Consider the following 11,678-nt stretch of genomic DNA (forward strand, 5'->3'; position numbering starts at 1 on the left):
CGAAGGTCTTAAGAGTCTTAAGGATAGGTATTTTCTTTTACGTCAAACTTAGATGAACCGCCGTATACCGAACGGTACGTACGGTGGTGTGAGAGGTCGGGGGTTAGTCACCCCCTCCTACTCGATTCCCAAAAAGGAACATGACTAGAACAATTGATCGACCCGGCTGCTGATTTCATTCCAAAACTGTGAAATGTTTGGCTTTGCGTCGCCAATGATGCTTTCTCCTTGCTTTCCAAAGGCAAAGATCACATCCTTGTTTTTATCGATTTCTGCGAGGTAGGCAGAGGTAATCATGCTTGTTTTTGCATTTGGGTACTTTTTCACAAAAGCCGAGTAGCTGTCTTTGACCTCTGGCAAAAGCTTCATGGTGTTTTCGTCAATCGCATCATAGCGATAGTTGGAGAGATAAGCCTTGAGATAGTCTTTGTAAAGCTGCATGATGGCTGCTGTCTTTGGCCCGTTTGGATGCTTGGTCAAATAATTTTCAGCTTCGATCATGCGCGTGCCCAGCTCATCGCGGGAGATTTTTAAGCTGCCATCTGTTGCATAGGGACTGTTCATTTCAGTTGTCTGAATCACGAGGTAATCCTTCAGATCGTCCGATAAATGAGGGGCATACACCTGGAGTGCCTCATAATCAATATCCCAGTAGTATTCCATATCAAAGGTAGCCATCAGCTTGAGCTTGCCTGTCACTTGGGCCATCAGCCATTGCTTGAGGTTGTCGTCGTTTTGGATCTTGGAAAAATCATACGGATATTCAAGACCGCGAATGATATCGGCCGCAGCTGGTTGGGCCAGAAGTGAGTGGAAATTATCGTTTACCACAGGCAAATGTCCCTCTAAAAAATTCTCCAGTCCGATAAACAGCTGGTCGGCCGTTTTTTCGTCTACCGTGCTCATGTGCTGGTCTAAAAAGGCGGTTAGCTCGCGAGCTTCCTTCGCTTGCGCAGCCAATACTTCAAATTGCTTAACCACGTCTGCTTCTTGTTTTTCTGCTGGTGGTGGGGAGGCAGGCTGAGCACCGTTCTCGGAAGCAGGTGGCTGCTTTACGGTAAACTGTTTGTCATTTGCATTTCCACAACCCGCTACAATTGCAAGGGCAATGATACAAGGGATCATGGTTAGGTTAAAGCGTTTCATAGTGCGTGTCACTCCGTTAAGGTAAGGTTTTGAAACGATAAATCGTCGAAAATGCTTTGCTGTCAGGTGAGGATTCATCACGTTGACTGATTAATAGCTGTTGGCCAGATGGGCTCCAGACAATCGGGCTTTTCAATGTCTGAAAAGTGGAGAGGGGAAGCATGCTGCCAGTTTGCGTATCCATGACATACAGTCCGGTCATTCCCTGAGCCAGATTGAAGATGGCAAAAGCAAGCCAGTGTCCGTCTGGGGACCAGGACAATTGCTGCAAAAGCCGACCCTTCACCCCGGTCGATTTCTGCGTCTGCCCCTGTGCGTCAGATAGAATCAGGCTGACCTCATCCTTGCCTGATACAAGCGCAAGCGCGATGCGGATGCCATCCGGCGAGAGGGCAAAGTCCGCTACCTGATGGCTGATCAGTTTTGCATAATTCCCATGCTCATCAAGCAGCTTTAATTGCTGGTCAAAGGTCAGGTAGTAGATGGACTCGCCATGTATCATAACTTTTTGGATCGGCTGATCTTCATTAGGGATGGAAACTGGAGTAGCTGTTCCGTCTACTCGCACATAAAGCAAGCTGTACTTGTTGTCTCCCTTTACAATTGGCAAGACATAGGCTTGATCATTTGCCCATGTGCCGACTGCATCTCGAAGAATCCAGGATACGCGATCATCCGAGGTAGGTAGGGAAATAACTTGACCACTGTTGAGATCAGTGATGCCAGCCTGAAGATCGGATAAAAGAAACACGTGCTTGCGATCCGGTGATACCACTGCTGAGCGCTCAGCCCTCATGGCGGTAGCTTGACTGGCTCCAGTTTTGAGGTTGCGAATCTGCAAATGCTCAGTCGTAAATGGGTTTGTCTGGTACAACAGTTCTTCCTCTGAAAGCCAAGCGAGGGCAAACATTTCATCCAGTAGATCAATTCGCTCCAATGCAAGGGTATCTGGATGCTTGTCAGTAGGTGGGTCGATGACGGTCATTTTCCGCCCGGGTGTGTGATCGCAGCCCGTCATGAAGCAAATGAGCATCGTCAATAAGCCGGCTATGACGATGATTTGCCAAAGACACGGTCGCTGTGCTTGCATGTGAGCGAATGCCTCCTTTCTGCTTGCCTTCGTGCTTGAGTCCTATCCTACAGCCTCAGTATTTCGACAAGATTTCTGGATGTTTCAAACTTGTAAACAATCATTCGATGATTTCGGAGTGTATGCACGAAAAGTCACGATAAAGGTAGAGCCTTGTCCGTTCGGGCCATCCTCGACTCTGATCGTGCCTTGCTGTTTTTCGACAAATTGCTGAACCAATGCCAAGCCCAGACCTGTTCCACCTGTCTGTCTGGCTCTGTCAGGATGAACGGTGTAAAAAGGCTCGAATATACGTGCTCGCTCATCAGCTGGGATGCCGATTCCTGTATCCTGGATCAGGATTTCGATATGGGCAGCGGCGATTCGATTCGAGATGATAACCTCTCCATGTGGCTTATTGTATTTGATCGCATCGTCCATCAGGTTGAGGAAGATGTGAATCAGGCTGTCCTTGTCGGCCCAAATTGCCGCGGGAGTCAGATTTTTGTGGAGCGTAATTCCTGCTTTTTCTGCCTTAGCTTTCACCCGCCCAGACAACTCTTCCAGCAATTGATCGATCCATATCACCTCTGGCCGACTTTCCAAAGAGTACTTTTCCTGAGCAGATAGCTGGAGGGCAGTCTCCACCAGCTCATGCAGGCGAGCTGATTCACTTGCGATTGCTGCGCTCGATTCCCGGACGAGGGAGAGGTCGTCTCCATACATGTGCAGAAGATCGGCGTTTGCTTTAATAGCGGTTAACGGGGTCTTGAACTCATGGCTTATATTGTCGAAGAATTGCTTTTGGGTCTGGATATTCGCTTTTATCGCTTGACTCATTTCATAAATCCCGGAGCTCAGATCGCCCAATTCATCTTTGCGCAAAAGGCCAGGTGACTTCAAATACTGGCCCACTCGGATGCGTTCAGTTTCTTGTTTAAGTCGACTGATGGCGGTTGCCTGACGGTTCATGTAGAAGAATCCAAACAAAAAGCTGATGAGCAGCACGCCGATGCCTGTATACACAAACAGACGCAAAAGCTGTTGAAAAAAGCTGTTTTGGGCAAGCAGGGAGGAGTCGAATTGAATCACGGCGATTTGACCATCAGGACCTTGAAGCGGGGCTAGATAATGCAGCGTATCACCCTCTGTCAAATAGGCGATTTTATTTTGTAAGGCAAACGTCAGAGCATCATTAACATCCGCTTTTGCTGCCATCGACAGGGAGTCTCCCACAACAATCCCATCCATTCCGTACAAAAGGACACGTGTCCCGCTGGCAGCTCCCACTTCAATCGCGAGCTTTTGCCCCTCCACACTCATGAAGGTTTGGGGCGGGATACGCGTACCGGTCACGTACTGTCCGGTGATGCGAGTTTGTGCGGCTTTGACCATTTGCGCGAGTGAGTCCTCCATCTGCTCACGTTGATAACGAGCCACTCCTTGCAGGATCAGGGTACTCAAAACTGCAACCGTGAACAGTAACAGTCCGGAAAGAAACAGGGTGAACTTCCATTTCAGGCTGACCCGCATTACAAATCTCCTACCGCTTTATAGCCAATACCGTATACGGTTTGTAGCAAATGCTGATACTCAGAACCCAGCTTTGCACGAAGGCGCTGGATATGAATGTCGACTGTTCGTGTACCTCCTTCGTAATCCATCCCCCAAACAAGATCAAGAAGCTCTTCTCTTGTATACACGCGCTTTAAGTGAGTAAGCAGCAGCGCCAGCAAATCAAATTCCTTCGGCGTCAAGCTGATTGGCTCGTCATGAAGCAAAACGGCTCGCTGCTCTAGATGCAGAGTCAGTGCCCCCAGATGGATTGTATTTGCTTGCTCAGCGGATGCAGCGTTTTTCTCCAGACGCCGGCACAGTGCCTTGACTCTGGCGACGACCTCGCGCAAATCGAACGGTTTGGTCATATAGTCATCGGCTCCCAATTCGAGACCGACAAGCTTATCGACAATGTCGTTTTTTACGGTAAGAAGCAGAATCCCGATATCCTTGCGATTTTCCAGCTTGCGACAAACTTCGTATCCTGTCAGCTTTGGCATCATGACATCCAATACGAGGGCATGGGGGTGAAAAGAAGCTGTTTTTTGCAAAGCCTCTTCACCGTCTGCGGCTGTCTCTACCTGAAAGCCTTCACGCATAAGTGCGTACGCAATCGCACTCGAAATGGCTTGTTCATCGTCTGCGACAAGTACTCTATACTCCAAAGCTTCTCCCTCCCTCTTCTATGTTTATTGAAATAGTGCTTGCGGTTTGGTTAGTACGATACCACGCCTAAGAAGGAGGAACAAATCGTGACAACTGGTAAAGATATTTTTGTTGTCGTGAGCCTCGCTTTATGGTATTCTTGGAACATTCTAACACGGAAGGGTGACCATCAAGCCAATGAAACACTAATTCCTATTCCCAAAAAAGCAATCGGATAAGACGATGCATTTTTCTGGATAGGATTAGTATGTGCATATTGGCGAATAGATGGTAGTACCTGAATGTGTATTTGGGTTCTCTATCTTTGTGTTGATATGTAATGCCTCCTGTCCAGAAATAAAGGATGAGGAGGCTTTTTTATGTCTGGAGTTTTTCAAAATCGTTACGTGCGAGCGATCCTGCTTTCAGGATTAATGGTACAAATCGGGATATGGGTCCGCAATTTCGCCATTCTGCTCTACGTGATGGAGCATACCGGTGGAGATGCCTTTGCGGTTTCGATGATATCAGTGGCGGAATACGCCCCTATCTTTCTCTTTTCGTTTTTAGCAGGTACGTTTGCGGATCGCTGGCGACCGAAACGAACGATGGTGTGGTGTGAAATCCTAAGTGCGTTATCGGTTGTAGCTGTACTTTCGACCTTTATGCTCGGAACGTGGAAAGCAGTCTTTTTTGCCACACTGATATCTGCCATTTTGTCGCAGTTTTCTCAGCCATCCGGTATGAAGCTGTTCAAACTACATGTGCCCGCGGATCAGATTCAAGCTGGGATGTCGGCGTATCAGACGTTATTCGCTATTTTTATGGTTTTGGGTCCAATCATGGGGACGTTTGTGTTCCAGCAATGGGGCATGGAAGTGTCGATGATCATTACGGCCGTTGCGTTCTTGCTAGCGGCAGCAGTTCTGGCATTTTTGCCACCTGATCGAGTGGAGGAAACGGAAAGTAAATCGACAGGTCTTTTGGATGAAATGGCAAGTGGTGTTCGCTATGTCTTGTCCAATCGGGTATTGACGTTGATCGGCTTCTGTTTTATGGCGGCAGGTCTGGCGATCGGCTTGATCCAGCCGCTTGGTATTTTTCTCGTAACAGAACGCTTGCAATTGCCAAAAGAAAGCTTGCAATGGCTCCTGATGGTTCAAGGGGTGGGAATGATTTTAGGTGGAGGCGTGACCATGGCCGTTGCCAAGAAGTTTTCTCCCCAAAGGCTGCTGATGGCCGGTTTGTTTGGAAATGCCCTTGCCTTTGCCATCTTGGGAATCTCCACACATCTATGGCTGACACTCGTTGCCCAGTTCATTGCCGGACTTTTGCTGCCCTGTATTCAGATTGGGATCAATACGATGCTCATGAAGCATACCGAAAGCACGTTCCTTGGACGGGTAAACGGAATCCTGACACCGCTGTTTACAGGCTCGATGGTGATCATGATGAGTGTGGCAGGGGTACTTAAAAAACACGTGTCGCTCGTTACGATCTACGAAGTGGCAGCTATCTTGTTTATTGGCGGTATGCTGTTCATCCTGCCGCTTTATCGGATGAAAGAAGGAAAGAGCGCACAAGCTAGTGAACAAATAGGATCATAAGGTTTTTCGCAGGATGAAAAGGAGGAATGGCTGGATGGGACATGAGCGGATTTCGTCAAAGGAAGGGCTGGCGCTGGTGGATGCCGTCAGAAAGCTGGCAATGCGTCTGCCTGAGGTGAATGAGCAGGTGGACGCCTTTGGTCATACATCGTTTCGAGTCAATGACAAGCCGTTCGTCATGCTGGGAGAGGGTGGTCCAGAAGGCCCCTCTCTCTCCCTCAAAACGCTGAAGCTTACACAGGAGACCCTCGTGCAGCAGGACCGATTTTACAAGACACCGTATATCGGTCAGCATGGCTGGACTTCTATCCGCGGGAAAGACATTACGGACTGGAAGGAAATCGAGGACTATCTGCTGGAGGGTTACCTGCGTACGGCCCCCAAAAGGCTGGCGAAGCTTATCGATTCTATCTGAGATAACAGCCGTTGTTCAGATCAAATGAAGCTCCGGTGTAGTGCTTGGCTTTTGCTGACAAAAGGAAGGTCACTGTATGTGCGACGTCTTGCGCGGTAACGGGTTCTTTAATGAGGCCATGCTCCTGATACTCTGTTTTTCTCCATGCGGGCACCTGATCCATCATCGGGGTGTCTACAAGAGTAGGACAGACGGCATTCACCCGAATGAAAGGAGAAAAATTCATGGCGCAGCTCTTGGTCAGCCCCAGAATCGCCGCTTTGGACAAGCCATAAACAGCATCTGAGCTGCCTTCCTGTCCGGAGACCGAAGCCATATTGACGATGGAGCCGGATTGCTTTTGCTCGAGCAACAGGGCGCTAAACAGCTTGGAGAAGTATACATAGCCTTTTATATTGATCGCAAGCACACGGTCAATTTCGTGTAGTTCATAGGAAAGCAAGCTTTTCCCCAAATAAATGCCTGCATTGTTGACAAGACCTGTAGGGTGCAGACCAGATGTGTGAATAAAGGTAAACAACTCTTGAACCTGATCGTAGCTGGAAACATCGACTTGGTGAATGTACAGAGGAGAGTCGGGAAGTGAGCTGTGCATAGCTTCGAGTCCTGCGATGTCTATGTCACACGCAATAACAGTGGCCCCTTCCTTCAGGCACTCACGAGTGATCCCCGCCCCGATGCCGGAAGCAGCACCCGTTACGATAATCGTTGTATTTTGCAGCATTTTCAATCCTCCTTTCTTTATTAAGTAGATCATACGGCTTTTGTTGTGGCAATATTTCGTGAATCGTAACCGCTATCATTTTTTGCATAGATCATCTACCATTAGTTTGACAAAAGGCATTCGACCATCGCTTGGCACTACCAACGTTTTTCAAAGAGAGGGAGCCGTTGTGGATTTTAATATTCAACAAATTAGCAAGCTGCTAGAAGTCGTCTTTGAAAACGCTCATGAGCCGATGATTGTCACGGATACAGAAGGGAAAATCCTGCTTCTAAACAGGAGCTACCGAAAGTTTTTGAATGTACAAAATGTTATTGGCCAACCAGTGACCGAAGTGATAGAGAACACGCGTATGCACATAGTAGGGAAGGCGGGCATAGCAGAAATTGCGGACATCCAGCAAATCAAGGGGCGGAATATGATTGCCCACCGCATACCAATTATGGATGAAGGAAAAGTGATCGCTGTGCTCGGAACCGTCTTGTTCCAGGATGTCCAGGAGCTGACTTCCCTTGCCGCTATGGTCGACCAGCTCAAGGACGAATTGATTTACTATAAAAAAGAACTGCGTCGGCGGATGGGAGCGACCTATCATTTTGACCAGATTGTCGGGTACAGTCAAAAGCTGCAGGAGCTAAAGCGTTTTTCGCAAAAAGTAGCTAAGAGTGATTCGACTGTGCTGATTACTGGAGAGAGTGGAACCGGCAAAGAGCTGTTTGCCCACGCCATTCACGCTGAAAGCAAACGGAAAATGGGGCCGTTTATTCGGGTGAACTGTGCCGCCATCCCTGACTCGTTACTGGAATCAGAGCTGTTCGGTTACGAAGAGGGGGCTTTTACCGGAGCTGTTCGCCGCGGAAAAAAAGGAAAGTTTGAATTGGCAAATCACGGGACGATCTTGCTGGATGAAATCGGAGATATGCCACTGCCCTTGCAGGCCAAGCTCTTGCGTGTTCTTCAGGAAAAGGAAGTGGAGCGTGTCGGGGCTGTTCGCACGACGCCGATTGATGTGCGTGTGATTGCTTCTACCAATCAAGACATGCTGGCAAGCATCAAGGAAGGCAAGTTTCGGGCAGATTTGTACTATCGCCTGAATGTCGTATCCTTGTCGATCCCGCCGCTGCGAGAGAGGCTAGAGGATTTACCGGAGCTGGTTTCCAATTTGTTGAATCAGCTTGTGGAAGCGACGGGGGTCACCGTCAAGGCGATTGACGATGAGGTGTGGGGCGTACTGAAGAGCTACTCGTGGCCAGGTAATGTACGTGAGCTTCGCAATGTATTGGAGCGAGCCCTGCATCTGGTTGAAGACGATGTGTTGAAAAAAGAGCACATCTGGCTGCCTGCAAGCGAGGAGGGTCACGCTTTTGGTACATACACACCAGTCTTACCATTGAAGGAAATGCTGGAGAAGACTGAACGGGAAGCCATTCTTCAGGCGATGCGCGAATCTGGCGGGAACAAGCAGGAGGCAGCAAAGCTACTGCGAATCAGTAAATCGAGCTTTTATGATAAATGGGAGAAGTATCAATTGGATCAACGAGTATGAATGAAATCCGGAGATTTGGCGAAGGGCCAGAAATTCGGATTTTTTCGTTCATTCGGAAGGTTGGTAAGAGTTTTTTTGCTAGGTTCCAAACTTCTGGAATCGGGTTAACAAGCGTCTTGTTTGACTGTCGGGAACGTTTCGGGGTTGTAAAAAAGCGGTTTATTTCCGGTTATTTTGCTAGATTCCATAAAACTGGACGTATTTTTCCGGATTTCTGGAATGTCACCTAGGGGATAAGGTAGTCAAAAGAGGCAGTCCCTTTACCAAACCTATGCACGAGGGGCATTCTCCCGATCCATAATGCTCTGGCACGGAACATGCTATTAACTGGATATGAAAGCGATTTCTTTCCGCGGTGACGGAGGGCAAATTGAAAGGAGAATCCTATGATCATTGAAGTGTTATCCATTATTCTTTCGCTCGGGCTTTTGATGTTCTTTGCGTACCGAGGCTATCCTGTTATCGTTTTTGCTCCTATTTTTACATTGCTGGCTGTTGTTTTGTCAGGTTTAGCCCTGCTGCCCAGCTATACAGAAACATTCATGACCAACGCAGCCAATTACGTGAAATCATTTTTCCCTATCTTCTTACTGGGTGCGATTTTCGGAAAAGTCATGGAGCTGAGTGGAGCAGCTTCCTCGATTGCTCACTCGATCGTAAGGGCGCTTGGCTCGAATCGTGCCATACTGGCTGTCGTCCTCGCCTGTGCCATATTGACCTATGGCGGTGTTTCTTTGTTCGTTGTAGCGTTTGCTGTTTATCCGTTCGCCTCTGCTATTTTCCGTGAAGCGAACATTCCGAAGCGTTTGATTCCAGGGACGATTGCGCTCGGTGCGTTTACGTTTACGATGGATGCTCTACCGGGCACACCGCAAATTCAAAATATTATTCCGACTACGTATTTCGGTACGGATGCTTATGCTGCTCCTGTTGTGGGGATTATAGGAGCGATCATGGTATTTGCTGGTGGAATGCTGTGGCTGGAACGCAGACGCAAGCAGGCAGCAGCTGCTGGCGAGGGCTATGGCGAGGGGCATACCAATGAGCCTGAGCTGGTGCAACAACAATCGTATATGAACATTTGGCTCGCGATTCTTCCATTGGCGATCGTGTTGATTGGGAACTACATGTTTAGCCGGGGGATTTGGACCGTAGAAGCCTGGTATGATCCAACCATGCTAAAAGAGTCGTTTAAGATTGAAAAGGTAAAAAATGTCGTTTCTTCCTGGGCTTTGATCATTGCATTGAGCTTGGGGATCATAGCTGCGATTTTGATTAATGTTCGCCAGGTACAAGCAAAGCTGGCAAGCGGATTGACAGCAGCAGCGATGGGGGCATTGCTTGCAATTTTTAATACTGCTTCTGAGGTTGGTTTTGGAAACGTTGTCAAAACACTGCCTGGATTTAAAGTGATCCAAGGATGGATTTTGGGTGCAAGCGATCATCCGCTTGTTTCTGAGGCCGTTGCAGTTAACGTTTTGGCTGGGGTGACAGGCTCCGCTTCTGGCGGGTTGTCCATCGCGCTGGAGGTAATGGGCAAGCAATATCTCGAAATGGCAAATGCTGTGGGAATCAGTCCTGAGCTTTTGCACCGGATTGCATCGATGGCCTCCGGCGGAATGGATACGCTCCCGCATAACGGAGCTGTAATCACGTTGCTTGCCATCACTGGCCTTACTCATCGCCAATCGTACAAGGACATTTTTGCCATTACGGTGGTCAAAACATTGGCGGTGTTCATTTTGGCTTTTGCAGTATCCATCTTTGTGTAACGAGACGCAGCAGTGAGTGACTATAGATAGAGGGCAGCAGGAGAGGAGATCGGTATATGAAGAAATTACTGGAGCAGCAAGTGGCGCTCATAACTGGAGCAGCAAGCGGAATCGGGCTGGAGATCGCCCGGACCTTTGCAGAAGAGGGCGCCAAAGTCATGATAGTGGACCTCAACAGAGAAGCGGCTGATGCTGCAGCCTTGCGTTTGCAAAATGAGGGGCATGAGGCTGTCAGCTTTGCCTGTGATGTCACTAACGAGGAGCAAGTCAAGGAGAGTCTGGAACAAGTAGTAAAGATTTTTGGAAGGCTCGATATTTTGGTGAACAATGCCGGGCTTCAGTTCGTCTCGCCCATCGAGGATTTTCCTACGGCAAAGTTTGAGCAAATGATCAGTATTATGCTCACAGCTCCTTTTGTGGCAATCAAGCATGCGTTCCCAATTATGAAGCAGCAAGGATTTGGACGTGTGCTTAATATGGCATCCATCAATGGTTTGATTGGTTTTGCTGGCAAGGCTGCCTACAATAGTGCCAAGCACGGGGTCATCGGTCTGACCAAGGTTGCTGCCTTGGAGGGAGCGGCACATGGAATCACGGTCAATGCGATTTGCCCAGGATATGTGGATACCCCTCTGGTACAAAATCAGCTGTCGGATTTGGCCAAGACGAGAAATGTACCTTTGGAGAAGGTCATGGAGGAAGTTATTTATCCTCTGGTGCCGCAAAAGCGGTTACTGAATGTACAGGAAGTAGCAGACTATGCAGCTTTTTTAGCCAGTAAAAAAGCACAAGGCATAACTGGCCAAGGTGTTGTCATTGATGGAGGCTATACAGCGCAGTAATAACGATGATCGTAGCTAGAGCCCCTTTAATCGGGGGCTCTTTTTTTCAGGGAATCTACTTTTTTTAAAAAACTATTAAAAAGGTATTGTATTTCGTTTTTGGATGTGATAGATTATTCCTTGTCGCCAACAAGCGACGACAAAATACGAGAAAAGAAAACAAGATTCATCGAAAAAAACTCTTGACTCGTACAGAACGAACGTGATAAGATGTGAAACGTTCGACAAAAAATGCTCTTTGAAAACTGAACAGCGAAAGCGTTAATGAGTCTATCATTAAATGATTTGCCAGCTTTGAACCAGTAACAAACTTTATTGGAGAGTTTGATCCTGGCTCAGGACGAACGCTGGCGGC

The 11,678-nt window shown here is 48.1% G+C and carries 12 protein-coding genes; 6 read left to right on the plus strand and 6 right to left on the minus strand.

The window, feature by feature from the left end; genetic code table 11:
* Window positions 1-144: 144 nt before the first annotated feature.
* From C3B52_RS34475 to C3B52_RS34490, 4 genes are all read right to left on the minus strand, one after another.
* A complete protein-coding gene (locus C3B52_RS34475; protein WP_103110855.1) occupies window positions 145-1,146 on the minus strand; it encodes a hypothetical protein in 1,002 nt (333 codons plus the stop codon).
* A gap of 16 nt (window positions 1,147-1,162) precedes the next feature.
* Window positions 1,163-2,236 (minus strand): PD40 domain-containing protein, encoded by a 1,074-nt coding sequence (locus C3B52_RS34480; protein WP_103110856.1) that lies wholly within the window; start codon window positions 2,234-2,236, stop codon window positions 1,163-1,165.
* A gap of 84 nt (window positions 2,237-2,320) precedes the next feature.
* Complete coding sequence (locus C3B52_RS34485) at window positions 2,321-3,748, minus strand: sensor histidine kinase (RefSeq protein ID WP_103110857.1); 1,428 nt, start codon at window positions 3,746-3,748, stop codon at window positions 2,321-2,323.
* Complete coding sequence (locus C3B52_RS34490) at window positions 3,748-4,437, minus strand: response regulator transcription factor (RefSeq protein ID WP_103110858.1); 690 nt, start codon at window positions 4,435-4,437, stop codon at window positions 3,748-3,750. The genes C3B52_RS34485 and C3B52_RS34490 overlap by 1 nt, the downstream gene beginning before the upstream one ends.
* Before the next feature lie 87 nt (window positions 4,438-4,524).
* On the opposite strand from C3B52_RS34490, the gene C3B52_RS37980 reads away from it, so the two are divergent.
* From C3B52_RS37980 to C3B52_RS34500, 3 genes are all read left to right on the plus strand, one after another.
* Window positions 4,525-4,656 (plus strand): hypothetical protein, encoded by a 132-nt coding sequence (locus C3B52_RS37980; RefSeq protein WP_268811927.1) that lies wholly within the window; start codon window positions 4,525-4,527, stop codon window positions 4,654-4,656.
* 141 nt (window positions 4,657-4,797) lie between these two features.
* Entirely contained in the window at window positions 4,798-6,024 is a 1,227-nt protein-coding gene (locus tag C3B52_RS34495) for an MFS transporter (protein ID WP_103110859.1), read from the plus strand.
* Between the two features lie 34 nt (window positions 6,025-6,058).
* A complete protein-coding gene (locus C3B52_RS34500) occupies window positions 6,059-6,439 on the plus strand; it encodes an MmcQ/YjbR family DNA-binding protein (protein WP_103110860.1) in 381 nt (126 codons plus the stop codon).
* Here C3B52_RS34500 and C3B52_RS34505 read toward each other — a convergent pair.
* Window positions 6,432-7,163, minus strand: coding sequence for an SDR family NAD(P)-dependent oxidoreductase (locus C3B52_RS34505; RefSeq protein WP_103110861.1), 732 nt, complete (start codon window positions 7,161-7,163; stop codon window positions 6,432-6,434). The two genes, C3B52_RS34500 and C3B52_RS34505, sit on opposite strands and share 8 nt — an antisense overlap.
* Before the next feature lie 169 nt (window positions 7,164-7,332).
* On the opposite strand from C3B52_RS34505, the gene C3B52_RS34510 reads away from it, so the two are divergent.
* The 3 genes from C3B52_RS34510 to C3B52_RS34525 all read left to right on the plus strand — a co-directional run bounded on the left by C3B52_RS34510 (window position 7,333) and on the right by C3B52_RS34525 (window position 11,323).
* Window positions 7,333-8,709 (plus strand): sigma-54 interaction domain-containing protein, encoded by a 1,377-nt coding sequence (locus C3B52_RS34510; protein ID WP_103110862.1) that lies wholly within the window; start codon window positions 7,333-7,335, stop codon window positions 8,707-8,709.
* A 386-nt stretch (window positions 8,710-9,095) separates the two neighbouring features.
* On the plus strand, window positions 9,096-10,481 hold the full coding sequence (locus C3B52_RS34520; RefSeq protein WP_103110864.1) for a GntP family permease: 1,386 nt from the start codon (window positions 9,096-9,098) through the stop codon (window positions 10,479-10,481).
* A gap of 56 nt (window positions 10,482-10,537) precedes the next feature.
* Entirely contained in the window at window positions 10,538-11,323 is a 786-nt protein-coding gene (locus tag C3B52_RS34525; protein ID WP_103110865.1) for a 3-hydroxybutyrate dehydrogenase, read from the plus strand.
* Between the two features lie 166 nt (window positions 11,324-11,489).
* On the opposite strand, the gene C3B52_RS37655 is transcribed toward C3B52_RS34525, so the two are convergent.
* Window positions 11,490-11,678 (minus strand): hypothetical protein (locus C3B52_RS37655; protein WP_235615956.1); only part of this gene is annotated, 189 nt, incomplete at its 5' end.

Source organism: Brevibacillus reuszeri (assembly GCF_002897295.1).
Lineage (GTDB): Bacteria > Bacillota > Bacilli > Brevibacillales > Brevibacillaceae > Brevibacillus > Brevibacillus reuszeri_A.

Coding starts and splice junctions, on each gene's coding strand:
- C3B52_RS34475 (WP_103110855.1), bottom strand. CDS start 1,146: ATGAAACGCTTTAACCTAACCATGATCCCTTGTATCATTGCCCTTGCA.
- C3B52_RS34480 (WP_103110856.1), bottom strand. CDS start 2,236: ATGCAAGCACAGCGACCGTGTCTTTGGCAAATCATCGTCATAGCCGGC.
- C3B52_RS34485 (WP_103110857.1), bottom strand. CDS start 3,748: ATGCGGGTCAGCCTGAAATGGAAGTTCACCCTGTTTCTTTCCGGACTG.
- C3B52_RS34495 (WP_103110859.1), top strand. CDS start 4,798: ATGTCTGGAGTTTTTCAAAATCGTTACGTGCGAGCGATCCTGCTTTCA.
- C3B52_RS34500 (WP_103110860.1), top strand. CDS start 6,059: ATGGGACATGAGCGGATTTCGTCAAAGGAAGGGCTGGCGCTGGTGGAT.
- C3B52_RS34505 (WP_103110861.1), bottom strand. CDS start 7,163: ATGCTGCAAAATACAACGATTATCGTAACGGGTGCTGCTTCCGGCATC.
- C3B52_RS34520 (WP_103110864.1), top strand. CDS start 9,096: ATGATCATTGAAGTGTTATCCATTATTCTTTCGCTCGGGCTTTTGATG.
- C3B52_RS34525 (WP_103110865.1), top strand. CDS start 10,538: ATGAAGAAATTACTGGAGCAGCAAGTGGCGCTCATAACTGGAGCAGCA.